General features: G+C 57.9%; 10 protein-coding genes. 3 read left to right on the top strand and 7 right to left on the bottom strand.

Features of this window, described 5'->3' with window-relative positions; all coding sequences use genetic code 11:
- Positions 1-285: 285 nt before the first annotated feature.
- The gene (locus V9K67_RS18930) at positions 286-1302 is read left to right on the top strand and encodes a PorP/SprF family type IX secretion system membrane protein (protein ID WP_336725170.1); all 1017 of its coding nucleotides are present in this window, start codon (positions 286-288) and stop codon (positions 1300-1302) included.
- Between the two features lie 91 nt (positions 1303-1393).
- On the opposite strand, the gene V9K67_RS18925 is transcribed toward V9K67_RS18930, so the two are convergent.
- From V9K67_RS18925 to V9K67_RS18915, 3 genes are all read right to left on the bottom strand, one after another.
- Positions 1394-2122, bottom strand: coding sequence for a carbonic anhydrase (locus tag V9K67_RS18925; protein WP_336725169.1), 729 nt, complete (start codon positions 2120-2122; stop codon positions 1394-1396).
- Positions 2123-2279: 157 nt separating this feature from the next.
- Positions 2280-3065: a hypothetical protein gene (locus V9K67_RS18920; protein WP_336725168.1), complete on the bottom strand. Its 786-nt coding sequence runs from the start codon at positions 3063-3065 to the stop codon at positions 2280-2282.
- A 152-nt stretch (positions 3066-3217) separates the two neighbouring features.
- The gene (locus V9K67_RS18915) at positions 3218-4870 is read right to left on the bottom strand and encodes an alpha-amylase family protein (RefSeq protein WP_336725167.1); all 1653 of its coding nucleotides are present in this window, start codon (positions 4868-4870) and stop codon (positions 3218-3220) included.
- Between the two features lie 248 nt (positions 4871-5118).
- On the opposite strand from V9K67_RS18915, the gene V9K67_RS18910 reads away from it, so the two are divergent.
- Positions 5119-6450: an NAD(P)/FAD-dependent oxidoreductase gene (locus V9K67_RS18910; protein ID WP_336725166.1), complete on the top strand. Its 1332-nt coding sequence runs from the start codon at positions 5119-5121 to the stop codon at positions 6448-6450.
- 96 nt (positions 6451-6546) lie between these two features.
- On the opposite strand, the gene V9K67_RS18905 is transcribed toward V9K67_RS18910, so the two are convergent.
- From V9K67_RS18905 to V9K67_RS18895, 3 genes are all read right to left on the bottom strand, one after another.
- Positions 6547-6969: an SH3 domain-containing protein gene (locus V9K67_RS18905; protein ID WP_336725165.1), complete on the bottom strand. Its 423-nt coding sequence runs from the start codon at positions 6967-6969 to the stop codon at positions 6547-6549.
- 16 nt (positions 6970-6985) lie between these two features.
- Positions 6986-7486, bottom strand: coding sequence for a BON domain-containing protein (locus tag V9K67_RS18900; protein ID WP_336725164.1), 501 nt, complete (start codon positions 7484-7486; stop codon positions 6986-6988).
- 63 nt (positions 7487-7549) lie between these two features.
- Entirely contained in the window at positions 7550-8308 is a 759-nt protein-coding gene (locus V9K67_RS18895) for a TerB family tellurite resistance protein (protein WP_336725163.1), read from the bottom strand.
- Between the two features lie 844 nt (positions 8309-9152).
- Between V9K67_RS18895 and V9K67_RS18890 the strand changes: the two genes are divergently transcribed.
- Positions 9153-9533, top strand: a complete 381-nt coding sequence (locus tag V9K67_RS18890) for a DUF6717 family protein (RefSeq protein WP_336725162.1) — start codon at positions 9153-9155, stop codon at positions 9531-9533.
- 105 nt (positions 9534-9638) lie between these two features.
- Here the strand turns inward: V9K67_RS18890 and V9K67_RS18885 are convergent, their stop codons facing one another.
- A complete protein-coding gene (locus tag V9K67_RS18885) occupies positions 9639-12563 on the bottom strand; it encodes a DNA polymerase III subunit alpha (RefSeq protein WP_336725161.1) in 2925 nt (974 codons plus the stop codon).
- Positions 12564-12707: the final 144 nt, after the last annotated feature.

Below are 12707 nucleotides of genomic sequence, written 5' to 3'. Positions count from 1 at the left end.
GGGGCATTTTTGTTGCGCATTAAGACCGTTTCTTCCGAGGAAAGAACCATTCGATTGTCACGTGTCCCGACCTCCCAGATCCAATCCGTATTTATTTTAGGTCGCACTAAGGGTAACCTCTAGGGCGCTGATTTTCAGTTATTTTGCTCAAAAATCTTAACCGCTTTAAGAGTGGTTTGGGCAGGGACTATGCCCTGCTCGCCGAACGTAACCGGCCTGCCCGGTAACGTTAGTTAATTTTGTCCTGTCGCCCGCAAAACCAATCATCCCATGAAAATCCAAGTTATGAAAAACCGTTTCCTGGCTAAACTGCTCGTTACCGTATCCTGTCTTTGGGGTGGCTCCGCCCTGGCGCAAGACATGCACTTTTCGCAATTCTATGCCTCCCCCCTCTACCGCAACCCGGCCCTGGCAGGTATCGTCAATGGCGATGTGCGGGTGCAGGTGCTGCACCGCTCGCAGTGGAACAACGTGGCCAACGCGTACAAGACCAGCACGGTGAATGCCGAATACAAAATGCCGGTGGGTTCGGGCGATGACTTCCTGACAACGGCCCTGCAGCTGTTCCACGACCAGTCCGGCACCGCCAACCTGACCACCACCCAGGTGCTGCCGGCGCTCAACTACCACAAAAGCCTCAGCACCGAACGCAGCACCTACCTGTCCGTGGGGTTCATGGGCGGTGTGGTACAGCGGCGCTTCGACCGCTCGAAGATCACCACCAACAGCTCCTACGACGGCATGGGTGATGGCGAAAGCATGACCAACCCCCAATACTCTTACCTGGACGGCAGCGCGGGCATCAGCCTGAACTCCAGCTTCGGCGAGAACAAGGACAATAACTTTATCGTGGGGGCCGCCTACCATCATTTCAACAAGCCCCGGAATTCTTTTTATGCCAACAGCGAGATCGAACTGTCGCCCAAGTACGTGCTCTCCGGCTCGCTGAAGCTCGGTCTGGACGAGGCTTCCTTTGTTACCTTCGAAGCCGACCATTCGCGCCAGGGTACCTACCAGGAAACGATCGGCGGCATGCTGTACGGTCTGCGGCTGGGCGATGACCTGGAAAACCCGGCCTATACCATCCAGGCTGGCGGCTTCCTGCGCCTCAACGACGCCTTTATCCCTACCGTCCGGGTCGATTACCAGCCCTTTTCGCTGGGCCTGAGCTATGACGCCAACATTTCCGGCAAGATCGCCAATGGTTTCGGCCGCAACGGTTTCGAGCTGTCGCTGGTATATGCCGGCTTCCTCAAGCGCCCCAACTCCAGCCTCAACGCCATGCGCTGTCCCCGCTTCTAAGCCAGGGGCGAAACAGCAGGTTTGCTGCAGCAATGGGTCCTTAATATTATCTGCCCCGGCCTTGTGCCGGGGCTTTTCATTTCCAGGCGGTTCAGCGGCCGGCCAGCACTTCTGCGGGTTGCAGCAGCGTTACCTGGCCGTTGTCCAGGTCGTAACGGGCCGGCACCAATTGCAGCCCGCCCTGCTCCACTTTTTCCCGGATGATATCCGACTGGGCCAGCAGCGTATGCACCCCGTGCACAATATTAGCCTGTACGCAGGACTCCAGGCGGTGTTCATCCCTGATACCCACCTGCCGGATCTCCTGTTCTTTCTTCAGGCTGTCCACGATATCACGGATATGCCCGGGAGCGGTGCCGCCGGCCACAAAGGCTTTTACGGCACCGCAGTTCTCATGACCCATGACCACTACCAACCGGGCGCCCAGGTGCTCCACTGCGTATTCGATGCTGCCGGTTTCCACGCCCCCGATAATATTGCCGGCGGTGCGCACCACGAACAGGTTGCCGAGGCCCTGGTCGAACACCAGCTCCGGCGGCACCCGCGAGTCGGAGCAGCACACCACCACGGCAAAGGGGTGCTGTTCCTGCGCCACCGCTTTCAGGCGGGGAAGGCTTTCATCGGGATGGATGACCTGCATGCGGGTGAAGCGGTCGTTGCCGGCCATCAGCTTTTCCAGGGCCGTCTGCTGTGTGACCTCCGCTGTGGGCGGGAGGGCCTCCCGGGTAGCCTTGTCGCGGAGACAGGCCCAGGAAATTAAGCCGGCCAGGGTGGCCGCCAGGATTGTTTGGGCGGCGGTGTAGGAAGCGGGAGCTTTCATGTGCACTTCGTATTTAAATGAAGAAAGGAAGCCCCGGGCGGCCAATAAAAACGCCGGCTTCGAGGCCGGCGTAAAGCTAGACAGCTAAGAAAGGCCGGGAACGCCCCCTCCGTCAGGCAGTCGGATGATACTGATCAGTTCTGCTAACTATCCGCTCTTACCCGATCTGTTCCTGCAACAACAGGGCGGCGCAGAGGTTGGCCATCAGGAAGCGTTCTTCGGGATTGGTTTTCCCCAGGAACACCATGCCCTTGTCGATCAGCGACACGGCCGCCACGGCGGTGCCATCGGGGTTGACGATCTCGTAGCCGGCGGAGCCAAAGGGCATGGCCCCCTGCCGGCCTTTTTGTTCCAGGTGAAAAACGGGCCTGATGGTGTAGTAGTCGGACCGGCTTCTGCCCAAAAATCCTTTGTAGCGCTTGCGGTCGCCCTGCGCCGCCTGGTTGTCCAGCACCAGCTCCCAGGGGCGCTCCCCCTCTTTGGTAAAGATCTGCACATAGTATTTGCTGTCGGAGGAGCCGGCGCCCAGCAGTTCGAGGCCGATATTCAGGACGCTGTTCGGGTTTTTACCCACCACCAGGCTTTCCGCCCGGAAGTTGGAAACGCAATACACTTCCGAGCTGTGGTCGCCCGCCGCCAGGGAGAAATGGAGGGTTTGCTTTTTCCGGACATATTCCATCGAGATCATGTTCACCCATTCTTCCTGGGCGGTGCCGCCGGTGCCGATGCCGGTACGCGCCTGCGTTCCTGGGGTCCAGGAGCGTTTTACTTTGGAGGTGGTGTATTCGCCGAAGCTGAGCTTCTGGTTGACCAGGATGCCCTGGCGGCCTTTCACGGCATATTCATTGCCGGCCCGCAGCTCCTCGCTGACCGACATTTTCATCGGGCTGCAGGCGGCTAAATAAAGACAGGTTACTACAGTTGGTAAGGTTGCTTTGATCATGAGTATACAAGTTAGTTTCTGAGTTTCTAAGTTCCTGAGTTCCTGAGTTGTCGTAACTCCGGAGAGAACAGTCTGCAGGAACGGCAAACTACAAAAGTCTTAGAGACTTTTGTAGTTTTTCCTTTAACTCAGGAACTCAGGAACTCAGAAACTTACCGCGTCCGCTGCAACAAATGCGTCAGGTCGCCGGCACGCAGCCAGCGGTAGCCGTAAGCCTCTATGGACAGGCGGTGGAAGCCTTTTTCGTCGGCCTGGCTGTGGGCGTTGGTCATCAGGTCCACCAGCTTTTCTTCCTTGATCTTCTTAAACGGCAGGAGCACTTCGTAGGGCTGTACGTCGAAATTGTGGAGGGTAAGCAGCGAATTGCCCTGCCAGCTGTAGCAGATCGCCAGCACCTGCGGGATGCCGGTATCCAGGATCTGCCAGTCGCCCCAGCCGATCTCGGGGCATTCCTTGCGCAGGCGGATAAGCGCCGTCATCCAGTTGAGCAGCGAGTTGGGGTCACGGCGCTGGTCTTCCACGTTCACATGGCTGTAGGCATAGGGTCCCTTCTCGATGACGGGATGCACCAGTTTGGCAGCTTTGGAAAAGCCGGCCTGCGGGTCGGCCGACCAGTGCATGGGGGTGCGCACCGCGTCGCGCTCCTTCAGGGAGAGGTCGTCGCCCATGCCGATCTCGTCGCCGTAACGGATCACCGGGGTGCCGGGCAGCGAGAACATCAGGCTGTAAGCCAGCTCGGTCTGCTGGCGGCTGCCCAGCATGGGCGAGAGGCGCCGGCGGATGCCGCGCTCGTACAGCTGCATGTTTTTTTCGGGCCCGAAGCGTTCAAAGACTTTCTGGCGCTGTTCGTCGGTCAGGCGGCCGAGGTCCAGCTCGTCGTGGTTGCGCAGGAACTGGGCCCACTGGCAGGTAGGAAACAGGTCGCGGGTGGCTTCCAGCGCCTTCACCAGCGGGCCGGTATCGGCCGTGGCCAGGGCATAGAACAGGTGCTGGTTCACGAAAAAGTTGAACATCAGCTGGATGCCGTCGCCCTCGTCGCCGAAATACTTCTGGGTTACCTCGGGCAGCACGTTGGCCTCTCCCAACAGCACCGCATCACCGCGCCGCCACTGCAGGAAACGGCGCATCTCTCCCAGGTATTCGAAGCGCAGTTGGGGCTTTTGCCCGCCCGAGACGTTGCTTTCGAGGATAAAGGGCACCGCGTCCACCCGGAAGCCGGCCACGCCCAGCTGCAGCCAGTAGCCCATGATGCGGCGGATCTCGGCCCGCACCTCGGGGTTTTCGGTATTGAGGTCGGGCTGGAAGTCGTAAAAGCGGTGGAAATAATAGGCGCCGGCCTTGGCATCGCGGGTCCAGGTGCTTTTCTGCACACCGGGGAACACCATCCCCTCGTCGGCATTGGCGGGTTTTTTATCCGACCACACATACCAGTCGCGGTAGGGCGAGTTTTTATCGCTGCGGGCCTGCTGGAACCAGGGGTGCTGGTCGGAGGTGTGGTTGACTACCAGGTCGATGATCACCTTGATGCCCCGTTTTTCGGCCTGGTGCATGAACTCCACGAAGTCGCCGGACGAGCCATGGCGTCCGTCCACCCCGTAGAAGTCCTGGATGTCGTAGCCGTTGTCGCGGTTGGGGGAAGGCTGGAAGGGTGCCAGCCATAGGGCATCCACGCCCAGGGCTTTCAGGTAGTCGAGGCGGCGGGAAAGCCCTTCGAAGTCGCCGATACCGTCACCGTTCACGTCCATGAAGGTTTCCAGGTCCAGGCTGTAGATAATGGCATTCTTGTACCAGAGGTCTTCAATCATAATTTACCGGCTTTAAGGAAATAAAGTCTGCTTTTGCAATCCTGATGCCGGACGGGCAGGTACGAGGAACGACGGACGAGGGACGAAAGATGGAAGGAAGCCGGAAGTTATGCACGGGGGCGTTAAACATGAGTTTATTTCGGACTTCCTTGTCCTTAGTTCGTACCTTGCGGAAAATTTGGCTGGTATTTTGGGAACTACTGAGTGGCAAAACCATTATCAAACAGCCGGTTGTAAATACATACGAAATGAATAAGCACATTGTTGTTATCGGGGGAGGATTTGCGGGCATCAATCTGGCGCAGCACCTGGCGGGAAAAGCCGGTTTTGTAGTGACCATTGTCGACCAGCACAATTATAATTCCTTTCAACCCCTGTTGTACCAGGTAGCCACCGGTTTCCTGGAAACCTCCAATATCACCTACCCTTTCCGCAAATTGTTCCAGGACCAGTCCAATATCCGGTTCCGTATGGGCACGCTGGAAGAAGTGGTGCCTGCTGAAAATAAAGTCATTCTTTCCTCCGGCGAGCTGAGCTATGATTACCTCGTCATGGCCACCGGCACGGAGACCAACTTTTTTGGCAACGAAAACATCAAGCGGTGTTCGCTGCCGATGAAAACGGTGAACGACGCCGTTAAAATGCGGAATTACCTGCTGCAGAAGCTCGAAGAAGCCACCATTGAAACCGACCCGGTGGCAAAGAAAAAGCGGACCACGGTGGTCATCGCCGGCGGCGGGCCTACCGGCGTGGAGATCGCCGGGATGCTGGCCGAAATGCGGAAAAATATCATCCGCAAGGACTATCCCGAGCTGTCGGGCAGCAGCGGCGCCATTTACCTGGTGGACGGCGGCCCCAAAGTGCTGGCGCCCATGAGCGAGAAGTCGCAGCAATACACCCACGACAAGCTGGTGGAAATGGGCGTGGAAGTGAAGCTGAACAAGCTGGTAAAGGATTATATCAACGACACGGTGATCTTTACCGACGGCGAAACCATTACCACCAAGATCCTTATCTGGGCCGCCGGGGTAACCGCCCTGGTATTCGAAGGCATTCCCCGGGAGTGCTACGGCCGTGGCCGCAGGCTGCTGGTGGACGAATATAATAAGGTAAAGGGCCTGTCCAACGTGTATGCGCTGGGCGATACCTGCCTGCAAACCACGGACAAAGCCTTCCCCGAGGGCCATCCCCAGGTGGCCCAGGTGGCCATTCAGCAGGGCAAGAACCTGGCAAAGAATCTTTTGGCCCTGCAACAGAACGGCCAGCAAAAGCCGTTCACCTATAACGACAAGGGCTCGATGGCCATTATCGGCCGCAACAAGGCGGTGGTAGACCTGCCGAGCAAAGCGCATTTCAAGGGCTTCCTGGCCTGGTTCATGTGGCTGTTTATCCACTTGGTGTCGCTGATTAATGCCCGGAACCGCTTCAAAACCTTGTACAACTGGATGGTGGCCTACTTCACCAAGGACCAGTCGCTTCGCCTCATCATCCGTCCCTACGGCAACGGCGAAGAAAAAGCGGAGGTGGACACCCCCCGGAAAGAAGCTGCACCGGCCCCGGCCGTTCTGGCAGGAAAATGAGTACGCAATTATGAGTGACGCCTCATAGAAAAAGCCAGCAGGCAAATGATCATGATCATTACCTGTTGGCTTTTCATTTTTCTACATTCCCCGCCTTTAACCTTCCGGGGTCAGGTATTGCGAGTAGGCATAGCCTTCCACGCCCTTGTCGGTGCGGATCAGCGACCACTGGTCGTTGGTCGCATTCAGGATGGTCACCACCTCGTGGTGGGCGGCCTTGCCCACGATGGGCTGGTCGGTCCCCGGTCCCTTACGGATGTTGAGGTTGGACGTTTCCGTCGTCACCTTTGCCCGGGTGCCGGCAGCCGCTTCGGGCAGGTTGACGTTCAGGATCAGGTCGCCGGCGCGGAAGTCGGGATCGATCTTATTATAGATATTCCACAGGTTGTCTTTGACACCGCCATTGGGGGCTACCCCGTCAATGTACAGGACGTTGTCCTGTTCGCGTACCTGCAGGTTGGAGACGCCGGCCGTTTTGGCGGCATCGATCAGTTGTTTGTATTTTTCCTGTAAGGCCATAATAGGTCCTCCTCTTTTATTTTACGGTGAGGTTCTGGTTGATCTTTTTGGGGTGGAGCGCATGGAGCGACTGCATCAGGTTCGGCAGGCGGTCGCGTTTGATGTCACCGGTAAGGGTGACCTCCCCGTTGTTGACGGTGGCGGTAACGCCGGGATAATCTTTTACGGCATCCGCCACCCCTGTTTTCAGGGCATCATCGGTGGCGATCTCCACGGGTGCCGGCGCCACCGGCGTTGCCACGGTAATATTGTCCACCACGTTTTTGACGCCCTTTACTTCGCGTACATCTTCGCTGGCCTCGTTCTTTGTTTCCGGGTTGGTGGCGGTACCGTTGAGCGTCACCACGCCCTCTTTTACCGAGGCCGATATGTTGGCATAGTCCGGGTCGGCCCGCAGCTTATCGTTCACGGCCGTCTGCAGGTCGCTGTCCTTGGGCCCGCTTTTACAGGAAGTAAGCTGTACGCCTGCCGTCAGCAACAGGGCGATGGCGTACGCCTTTGGAATAAAATGTTTCATGATGCGTGTATTTTGTGTGTGTGAATGGTCAATGGGCATGGGTGCCTTTCGTTGCCCTGGAACTTAAAAGCCCTTCAGGATCTTGCCCAGCATGCCGCCGGCATTGCCAAAGCCGCGGCCGCCGTTCAGCATGGAGATGAGGGAGCCCAGGCCGCCGCCACCGCCGCCTGCAGCCCTGCCGGCGCGATTGCCGCCTCCGAACATACCCCCGAGGGCGCCGCCCAGCATGCCTCCCAGTCCGCCGCCGCCACTGCTCCTGCCGTCGCCCCGCAGCATTTTGGCCAGGATAAAGGGGCCGGCAAAGGACAGGAGGCCTTTCAGCAGGCTGCCGGTATTGATGCCGGAGCTTTGCAGCTGCTGTTGCAGTCCGCCCGATGCCAGGAAGTTGGGAGCTGCGGGCGAGTCTTCCTGCACAGGTGCCGCCGCCGCTTTTTCAGCCACCTGGTCCAGCAAGGCCAGCTGCTGCGCATCGATCTGCAGGTATTGGGCCATTTGGCGGATGTGTTGCTTTTCGGCTTCCGAATAATCGCTGTCCGACCGGGCAAAGGCCATGAGGTCCGTAACCAGGGAGAACTTCAGCTCGCTGCCCTTCAACACGTCGAGGTATTGGGTCAGCTCCTCCCCGGAAAGGCTGTTGGCCGAGCGGAGCACCTGCTGCTGCTGTTCCGGCGATAAGCGGGCCGCGGTAGCCAGGGCCGTGAGGTATTCCACCTCTTCCGGCGAGGCCTGCTTGTCGGCGGTGGCAATAGAGGCGATCGCGCCCAGGTAAGCGCCCTTTTCTTGGTCGGAGTAGCCGTCCAGGATGGTTTGGTCAGGATTCATAAAAGGTTTTTTGCTGTTGTACAACTAAATATTATACCAAGGGTTTGCACCTGCGGGGGATCCGTGGTTTTTCTGCCTCGAGCGGCAGTACCCGGGGGGTAGCCGAAGTTCTAATCCGTTTCTAATTCCCCGGGCCGGCAGGCTGATTATTTTTGCAATCTGGTTTTGATTTGCATTGGAAGACAATAAAGCCCCGCCGGGCGGGGCTTTATCACCTACTTTGTTTTGTGGCTTTTATTAATGTAAAGGATTCATTCGTGCCCTTCCGTTTCCACGGAGGGGCTTTTTATTTCCCGGCAAGCACGAACCGGAGCATGGCTCCTCCCCTGTTGATGGCAATCACCCGGCGGGTTGATGCCCGTCACGTTACCTGAGCCGGATGGTGGCTAGCTTGCACCTTGTTATCGAACAAGTATAAGAAGCCGGATAATGGCTTTGAACAATGAAAACGTTTGCCACATGAAAATGTATCCCGCCTTTTATGCTTCCTGTTTTCCGCCTCCCGGCCCCGGACCGTGTTTACCCGTTGCTTCCCTTCCCGATAATATAAAGTAGGTACGTGCCGTGTCCGCGGAGCAGCCCTGCTTTTTTTGTTTTGTTAAAACAGGTCCCTTCGTAGAACAAAAAAGCTCCTGCGGCGTTTTTGTACGCACTTGAGCAGGCGAAGCGCTTCTTTGCCCGTCGGTTCTTTCTCTTATTCCCGGTTATACCGGGCCGTGAGGGAGCCGGATCGGCGTCGGAAGTAAGTGGTTCTGAGCCGCAACCTTTTGCTTTTTGTTTTGGAGCGCCTGAAGAGAAGCCGGGTTAGAGTTGATTGAATCATTAACGCAAAGTCAGATTGATTATGAACACGCACACATTCAGCAAGCAAGACGATTCCTGGTACCTTAAAGTAAACGAGTCTTCCCAGGCCGGCGGCAGCCAGGCCTACCTGCCCATGGAAACCGGCAGGGATACCATCCTCGATTTTTTGTCCCGGGGTAAGAACAAGGTGACCCTCAGCATGGATACCGAGCCCTTCGAAGGGGCCGAACTGTTATCGCTGGAGGAGATCTGTGATGCCCCCAAGGGCGGCGGCTACTACCTGCTGCACCGCTTCAAGGGACGGTTGATCAACAAAAAAGTATGGTTGTGTGATACCGCCCTTTTCCTTTTCGGCGACGTGCCGGAACGCATCTATGTCAAACGCGGTAAAACACAAACCCCGGTCAGTGAGTTGAACTAACCAACTGAAAAGGAATTGGTTCATTGGTTAATTGGGATATTGGGCCTTGACGATTGAAAGGCTCCGCCAAATTCCTAATTAACCAATTAACCAATACCCTAATATTCATTCCTTCACCCCTACTTTCCGCATCCAGGTAACCTCGATGCTGTAGACGCCGAAGTCGTCGGTGACGGTGCCGCGGAGGTGGTAAAAGCCCTTGCCCCCCAGCGGGTAGCGGTTCGCCACGGCAGGAAAATGCACCGTATCGATCCAGTCGCCCGCCGGGTCGAGGAAGGTGCCGAAGAACATGACCTCCCCTTTTACCGTACGCACCGGTTTCTGTGTGACATAATACCCCAGCACATTCACTTCCCAGCCCACTTTGGCGCAAAGCCCCGCGGCCGCATCAAAGGCGGCACCACCGGTATCGGCCAGCGCAAAGGGATCGCAGAGCGGGAACCCCAGCAGCTCCGTTTCGTCCATGGCGTCCTCGCGGGCCGTATGGTGCAGCTCGGGCAAGCGGAACGCCACGGGCGGCTCCTCGAACAGCAGGCCGGCAGCCGGCGCCCCCTGCTTTACCCGCTTTTGCAAAAAGTTGGCCTCCCATAACAATTCCTTCTTGTTCTTGCCGGTAAACCGCAAAGCCCCTACCCGTATTAAGATATTGAGCTGTTCGGCGTGGATGCCGGTACGCTGGATAAAGTCCTGCAAATGGGCAAAGGGGCCGCCCCGGCCCCGGTCGTGCAGCAGGCGCACCACCGATTCCTTTTCCAGGCTTTTCACATGTACGAAGCCGATATACACCTCGCGGCCGCGGATGGAGGTGAGCTCGTGGCTGTTGTTGACGCAGGGTGCATGGATGCGGGCGCCGGCCCTTTTCAGCTCGTGGAAGTAAAGCTCCGTGGAGTAAAAGCCGCCGAAGTTGTTGATGACGGCCACCATAAACTCCAGGGGGTAATAGGTTTTCAGAAAAAGGCTCTGGTAGCTTTCCACGGCAAAGGAGGCCGAGTGCGCCTTGGAGAAGGAGTAGCCGCCAAAACTTTCGATCTGCCGCCACACCTCCGCCGCCAGGGCGTCGGGGTGGCCCAGCTGCCGGCAGTTGGAAAAAAACTGTTCGCGGATGCGCTCGAACTCCTTGCGACCGCGGTATTTGCCGCTCATGGCCCGCCGCAGCACGTCGGCCTCGCCCATGTCGAGGCCGGCGAAGTGGTGCGCCACCTTGATCACGTCTTCCTGGAACACCATCACCCCGTAGGTCTCTTCCAGCAGCTCCTTCATCTTGGGGTGCAGGTACTCGAACTTGTCGGGGTTGTGGAAGCGGTAAATGTATTCCCGCATCATGCCCGACTGGGCCACGCCGGGGCGGATGATGGAGGAGGCGGCCACCAGGGTGAGGTAGTCCGAGCAGCGCAGCTTGAGCAGCAGTTGGCGCATGGCCGGGCTTTCAATGTAAAAGCAGCCGATGGTGTCGCCGCGGCGGATCTGCTCTGCCACGCCGGGATCCTGCTTCAGCCGCTCCACGTCGTGGATGTCGACGGCCGCGCCCCGGTTCTGCCGCACCAGGGTGATGGCGTCGCGGATGTGGCCCAGGCCGCGCTGGCTGAGGATGTCGAGCTTGTACAGGCCTATTTTTTCCGCCACGAACATATCGAACTGGGTGGTGGCAAAGCCCTTGGGCGGCAGCTCCAAGGCGGTATAGTGGTAGATCGGCTTATCGCTGATGAGCATGCCGCCGGGGTGGATGCTGGGATAGTTCGGAAAGTTTTTCAGCAGGCTGCCGTATTGCAGGATGGAGCGCTGGATCTTGTCCTCGCCCGGGATGGCCCTGGGATTGGCGGCCAGTTGGTCCACTTCTTCCTTGGGCAGGCCGAACACCTTGCCCAGCTCGCGCAGGATGGCGTTGTACTGAAAAGTACTGTGCATGCCCAGCAGGGCCACGTGGTCGCGGCCGTAGCGCTTGAAGATGTAGTCGATCACTTCGTCGCGGTCCTGCCAGCTGAAGTCGATGTCGAAGTCGGGCGGCGAGCTGCGGTAGGGGTTCAGGAAGCGTTCAAAGTACAGGTCCAGCTCGATGGGGTTGACGTCGGTGATCTGCAGGCAGTAGGCCACGATGGAGTTGGCGCCGCTGCCGCGACCCACGTAGAAGAAGCCCCGCGACTGGGCATAGCGAATAATGTCCCAGGTGATGAGGAAGTAGGCGTTGAAGCCCAGCCGGTTGATAATGTCCAGTTCCTTACGCACCCGCTCTTCCGCTACGGCATCGCCGTAAGCAAAGCGGCTGCGCAGGCCGTCGAGGGCCAGCTTCTGGAGCAGGATGCGGTCGTCTTCGGCATCGGAGGTAAACACTTTTTTGGTCTTATCGCTATGGAAGTCTATTTCATACCTGCAGCTATCAAATACTTGCAGGGTGTTCGTAATGATCTGCGGGTAGTGCTGAAAGGCTTCCAGCAGCTTTGCCGGCGGCAGGAAGGTCTCGGTGGGCGCGGCGGTGTGTTCGTCCTTTTGTTTGGTCAGGATGATGTTCTTGTCCATTGCCCGCAGCAGGCGGTGCAGGTTAAAGGATCGTTTGTCCCGGAACGTTACGGGCTGGCGCATCACCCACCTGCCGGGGAAGGCCCCCACGCCTGCCGAAAACAGCCGGCCCACTTCTGAAGGCTGCACGCCAATGAGTTCGTGTTCGCCCAGCTCCCCGGGCTGCACCCGCCCCAGCGGGTAAATGACCCAGACGTCTTCCAGTGCCGGCTTTGGAGGAAAAGGCGTTTTCTGCTGCAGGTGCGCCGTCAAAAAATAATTGATCGCGGCTATACCCTCGTTATTCCGTGCCAGCAGCAGGTACAGCAGCTCGTCGCCGTTGCGGATCTCGGCGCCCAGCACGGGCTGCAGGCCCGCAGCGGTGCAGTATTCGTAAAAGTCCCAGAGGTCGGCGGTATTGTTGATATTGGTCAGCGCCAAGGACGAGGCGCCGGCTTCCACGGCGGCCTGCACCAGTTCCTCGGTGCCGAAAGTGCCGTAGCGGTAGGAGAAGAAGGTTTTGCAATTGAGGTACATCGGAGAAGTTCACAAGTTCACGAGTTCACAAGTTGAGGGACAGTTCACAAGTTCATTTGTTCACCTGTTGCTTCCAGGTTGCAAGTTCTGTCCGGCGTTATTGGAGGTAGATTGCCGCACCGCAGAAACTACAAAAGTCTTCAA

This window comes from Huijunlia imazamoxiresistens, from assembly GCF_037132455.1.
In the GTDB taxonomy this organism is placed as follows: domain Bacteria; phylum Bacteroidota; class Bacteroidia; order Chitinophagales; family Chitinophagaceae; genus Flavisolibacter; species Flavisolibacter imazamoxiresistens.
Note: the sequence above shows the minus strand (reverse complement) of the source record. Positions and strands in the feature narration are given on the sequence as shown.